This is a genomic window from Burkholderia sp. Ac-20379 (assembly GCF_017104645.1).
GTDB lineage: Bacteria > Pseudomonadota > Gammaproteobacteria > Burkholderiales > Burkholderiaceae > Burkholderia.
This window is the reverse complement of sequence record NZ_JAAGPF010000439.1, coordinates 1-4,891: the sequence shown is the minus strand read 5'-3', so window position 1 is coordinate 4,891 and position 4,891 is coordinate 1. Positions and strand designations below refer to the sequence as shown.

At 70.7% G+C, this 4,891-nt stretch carries 3 protein-coding genes and 1 pseudogene; all 4 read left to right on the top strand.

All coding sequences use genetic code 11. From position 1 onward, the window contains the following. On the top strand, window positions 1-559 hold a 559-nt coding region (locus G3N92_RS30945), incomplete at its 5' end, for an ABC transporter ATP-binding protein (RefSeq protein WP_206131351.1). A gap of 354 nt (window positions 560-913) precedes the next feature. Continuing rightward, on the top strand, window positions 914-2,926 hold the full coding sequence (locus tag G3N92_RS30940) for a TonB-dependent siderophore receptor (protein WP_206131350.1): 2,013 nt from the start codon (window positions 914-916) through the stop codon (window positions 2,924-2,926). After that, complete coding sequence (locus G3N92_RS30935) at window positions 2,926-3,963, top strand: ABC transporter substrate-binding protein (RefSeq protein ID WP_206131349.1); 1,038 nt, start codon at window positions 2,926-2,928, stop codon at window positions 3,961-3,963. The genes G3N92_RS30940 and G3N92_RS30935 overlap by 1 nt, the downstream gene beginning before the upstream one ends. A gap of 77 nt (window positions 3,964-4,040) precedes the next feature. Further along, window positions 4,041-4,891: pseudogene (locus G3N92_RS30930) on the top strand (hypothetical protein); the annotation flags it as partial.

Genomic DNA, 4,891 nt, shown 5'->3' with positions numbered 1-4,891 from the left:
GCGCATCGCCTACGTGCCGCAGCATCACGTGCCCGCGCTGCCGCACACGGTCGAGCAGATCGTCGCGCTCGGCCGCCTGCCGCACACCGGCCTGCGGCAACGCCTGCGCGGCGAGGATCGCGACGCCATCGCGGCCGCGCTCGAACGCATGCAGGTGACTGCGCTCGCGCGGCGCGACTACGCGGCGCTGTCGGGCGGCGAACGCCAGCGCGTGCTGCTGGCGCGCGCGCTGGCGCAGGCGGCGCCGATCCTGCTGATGGACGAGCCGCTGACCGGCCTCGACTACGGCCATCAGTTGCGCCTGCATGCGCTGCTCGCCGAACTCGCGCGCGACGGCTACGCGATCCTGCACACCACCCATCGTCCCGACGACGCCTGCCACGCCGCCACGCGCGTGGTGGTGCTCGATCGCGGGCGTCTGGCCGCCGACGGCCCGCCGCACGACGTGCTCGACGCCGCCGCGATCGGCGCGCTGTACGGCACGCCCGTCGAACAATTCGACATCGCCGGCTCGCGGTTCTTCCGCGCGCCACCCGCTCCACCGTTCCCTCCCGCCTGACACACCATGCCGACCGCTTCTCGCCCCCGCCCCGCGCTGCGCCGCATCGCTTCCGCCTCGTCCCTGCTGTTCGCGATCGCCGCGCCCGCCTGTGCGCAGGCCGCTGCGTCGTCGGCTTCGACGGCAACATCGACCTCGTCGACCTCATCGGCAATATCCGCGGCATCGACTTCGTCGGCTTCGGTGTCCGCAACGACCACGTCGGCTACGTCAGCCTCGTCGGCGGCAACGGTCGCGCCGGCTTCGACATCCGCAACGGCCTCATCGGCTTCGTCGACGGCCGCTGCCGCGACTGCCGTCACCGCCCGGAACGCCAGCCAACCCGCCGGCACGCAGGTCATCCCCGCCGTCAACGTGACGGCGCACGCGCCGGCCAGCCAATCGATGCGCGTCGACCGCGCCAACCTCGGCCCGCTCGGCGATCTGAAGCGCGTCGACACGCCGTATTCGGTCAACGTCGTGCCGCAGCACGTGATCCGCGCGCAGCAGCTCAAGAGCATCGCCGACGCGCTGCGCTACATCCCGTCGGTGCAAGGCGACGGCGCGCGCCCGCAGTCGCGCGGCATCCAGGGCAGCGTGGTGCAGAACAGCCGCATCGACGGCCTGAACGCCGTGTCGACCACCGATTACCCGCTCGAGCAATTCGACCGCATCGAGGTGCTGAACGGGCTGGCCGGCGCGCTGTACGGCCCGGCCAACCCGGCCGGCACGTTCAACTACGTGCAGAAGCGCCCCACCGACAGCCGCCTGTTCCGCGTCACGCTCGGCTATGCGAGCGGCACGCGCTTCGAGCGCGAGATCGAGGCCTCGGACCGCGTCGGGCCGTCGAAGGCGATCGGCTACCGCTTCACGCTGCTCGACGAAACCGGTAGCGGCTACACCGAGCACAGCACCGTGCGGCGGCAACTCGCGAGCCTCGCGCTCGATTTCCACCTGTCGCCGCAAACTGTGATCGAAACCAACTTCAGCCGCTATCACTACGTGGCGAAGGGCTTCCCGGCCACTTTCGCGCTGGCCAGCGGCGTGCATTTCCCAGGCGCGCTCGATCCGACCAACGCGGCCTACGGCGCCGTCAACGGCGGCAGCGACAACACCACGACCACCGGCTCGATCCAGCTCAAGCACGATTTCTCGCCCGACTGGCACCTGAGTGCAGCCGTGCTGCGGCAGATCGCCGACCGCGAATCCACCGGCATCACCGACACGCTGATCGACAACGCCGGCAACTACCGCACCACGCTGTCGACAGCCACCGCCAGCCGCTTCACGATCACCAGCAACCTCGTCTACCTGAACGGCAAGGTCACGACCGGCAGCATCGAGCACCGGATCGGCATCGGCACCAGCGGCTTCGTGTGGGACAACTTCAACCCCGTGGCCGGCGGCACCAGCACGCTCGGCACGGGCAACCTGGCGAACCCGCAATCGGTGTTCGTGACCGGCGCGCCCGATTTCGAGCATCGCTACCAGTCCGCGCGGGCCACCCAGCAATCGCTGCTGCTCAGCGACGACATGACGTTCTCGCGGCACTGGTCGGTGCTGCTGGCCGGCAGCCAGAGCTGGCTGTCGACCCACAACTACAACGTGCGCGGCGCGCAGACCAGCGAATCGGCCAACCAGGGGTTGTCCGGCAGCGCGAGCCTGGTGTTCAAGCCGGTCGAGAACCAGAGCCTGTACCTGACCTACGCCGACAGCCTGCAGCAGGGCGACACCGCGCCCACCGGCTCGGCGAATGCGGGCAACATCCTCGATCCGTACCGCAGCAAGCAATGGGAAATCGGCTACAAGGTGGCGTTCTCGCACTGGAACAGCTCGCTGGCGGCGTTCCGCATCACGCGGCCGTATGCGTACACGATGGCCGACGGCATCTACCGCACCGGCGGCGAGCAGCGCAACCTCGGCGTGGAATGGATGCTCGACGGGCACCTCACGCGCGATCTGTCGCTGTTCGGCGGCGTGGCCTGGCTCGATCCGCGCCTGTTCGACACGGGCGACGCGAGCACCGACGGCAAGCAGATCGTCGGCCTGCCGAAATACACCGTGAACCTGCTGGCCGAATACGACGTGCGGCAGGTGCCGGGGCTGGCCGCCGACGTCAACCTGCACTACGTGGGCGCGCGCGCCACCGACAACGCGAACACCGGCTCGGCGGCCGCGTACGCCACGGTCGATCTCGGCGTGCGCTATCTGACCAGCGTGTTCGAGCGCGCCGTCACGCTGCGGCTCGCCGTCGACAACGTCACGAACCGCCAGTACTGGACCAACATCGTGCCGGGCGGCCTGAACGGCTATACCGGCGCGGGCAACGCCACCGCGCAGCTCGGCGCGCCGCGCACCGTGATGGCGTCGATGGAGTTCGAACTGTGATGCGTCTCGTGCCCCTTCTTGCGTTGCGTTCGATCCGACGGACGACGCTGGTCGTATCGAGCGCACTGGTTGCCGCCCTCGTTGCAGCGCCCGCGCAGGCGCAGCCGAAGCAGCGCATCGCCGATCTCTGGTACGCGCACAATGCCGTGGTGCTGATGCTCGGCTCGGCCGATCGGGTGGTCGCCACCGTGGCGCGGCCGCAGGCGTTCCCGTGGATGATGCAGGTCGCGCCCGCGATGCGGCGCGCGCAGCCGGTGGCGAACGGCAACCCGAATGCCGAGGATCTGCTTGCCGCGCATGCCGATGTGGTGTTCGCGTCGCGCGGCGCGCCGTCGATCGCGGCCATGCAGCGGCTCGGCCTCGACGTGGTGCCGGTGGGCTTCAGCGATTTCGATTCGATGCTGGCCTGCGTCGACCAGACGGCCGCCGCGCTCGACACGCCGCTGGCCGCGCAACGCGCGCGCGACTACCGCGCGTATCTCGACGACACGCTGGCCGCCACGCGCCGCGCGCTCGACGCGCTGCCGGACAGCGCCCAACGCAGCGCGCCGCGCGTGCTGCATGTCGCGTCGCTCGCGCCACTCAAGGTGGACGGCAGCGACACCATCGTCGATCAATGGCTGCGCGCGGCCGGCGCGCGCAACGCCGCCGACGGGCTCGTCGGCAACCTGCGGCCCGTCTCGATCGAGCAGGTGCTGGCGTGGCATCCCGACGTGGTGATTCTCGGCGCGAACGCCGGTTCGATCGAGCAGTCGCCGCAGCGCGCGCTGTGGCACACGCTCGATGCGGTGCGCGACGGCCGCATGTATCGCAATCCGGCGGGGGTGTTTCCGTGGGATCGCTATGGGCCGGAGGTGGCGTTGCAGGTGCGCTGGGCGGCGGGCGTGCTGCACCCGGGGGTGTTCCCGGCGCAGCAGCTGGTGGGGGAAACGCAGGGGTTCTATCGGCGGTTCTTCGGGTATGCGTTGTCGGCCGAGGATGCGCAGCGGATGCTGGCGGGGCTGCCGCCGGCGGGGAACGCATCGCAGCCTCGTTGAAGCCTTGAGCCGGTGACGTGCCGCGTGCGCCGCCCGCACGTTATGCTTGCGCCACGCTCACCCGCCGCCTCGCCTCGATGACGTCCTCCACCGCCGAGCAGTTGATCGCGCAACTTTCCCTGAGCGCCGAGCACCCGCGCTTCACCGGGCCGCCCGTCGATCTGTCCGCGCTCGATGCCGAGGCGCTCGGGCGGGTCTGGCCGGCGCTGCGGCGCGTCGAGCATCTGCGTCCCGATTTCGACGATCCGCGCGCCGCCTGCGTGCGCGCGATACGCGAGCAGATCGAGACGCTCGGCCTTGCGCCGCGGCTCGACGCCGACGCATCGCGCGCGTTGTTGAGCGAGATCCCGGCCGGCGAATGGCATCGCGCGTTGAACGATCTGTGCTTTCTGGCCTGGCCGCTCGACGCCGCCGCATGTACCGAGTTGATCCGCATCCTCGCCGCCCCCGAAACGGCCGAGCCGTTCCATCGCGTCAACGTGTATGGCGAAGCCGCGTTGGAACGCTTCGCCGGGCGGCCGATGCGCGCCGAGCGCCGCGCGCACTGGGCCGGGGTATTCGCCGAAGCGCCGTATCGGCAGCGCGAACTGGCGGTGCTCGACGCGCTCGGCCCCGCCGCGCTGCTGACGCTGGCCGGCACGCACGACGGCTATTTCGCGCCGAAGCGCCTGGGCCTCCACGACGACGATCCGGCCGTCGTGCTCGGCAGCGAGCCCGCCTACGTGGCGTTCATGCACGCGGTGCTGACCGACGCGGCGGGCCACCTCGCCGCGATTCACGACGGCAGCGTGCCCTACGCGGCCGACCGCGCGTTCCCGACCGACGACGTGCAGGTGATCGCCCGCGCCGCGCGCGTGGGGGAGCAGCGAGACGAGCCGTGGCTGCGCGAATTGATCGGCCCGGTGCTGGGCCGCGCGAGGGTCGAGGG

Excerpts from the sequence above, each read along its gene's own strand:
- G3N92_RS30935 (WP_206131349.1), top strand. The coding sequence starts at position 2,926 with ATGCGTCTCGTGCCCCTTCTTGCGTTGCGTTCGATCCGACGGACGACG.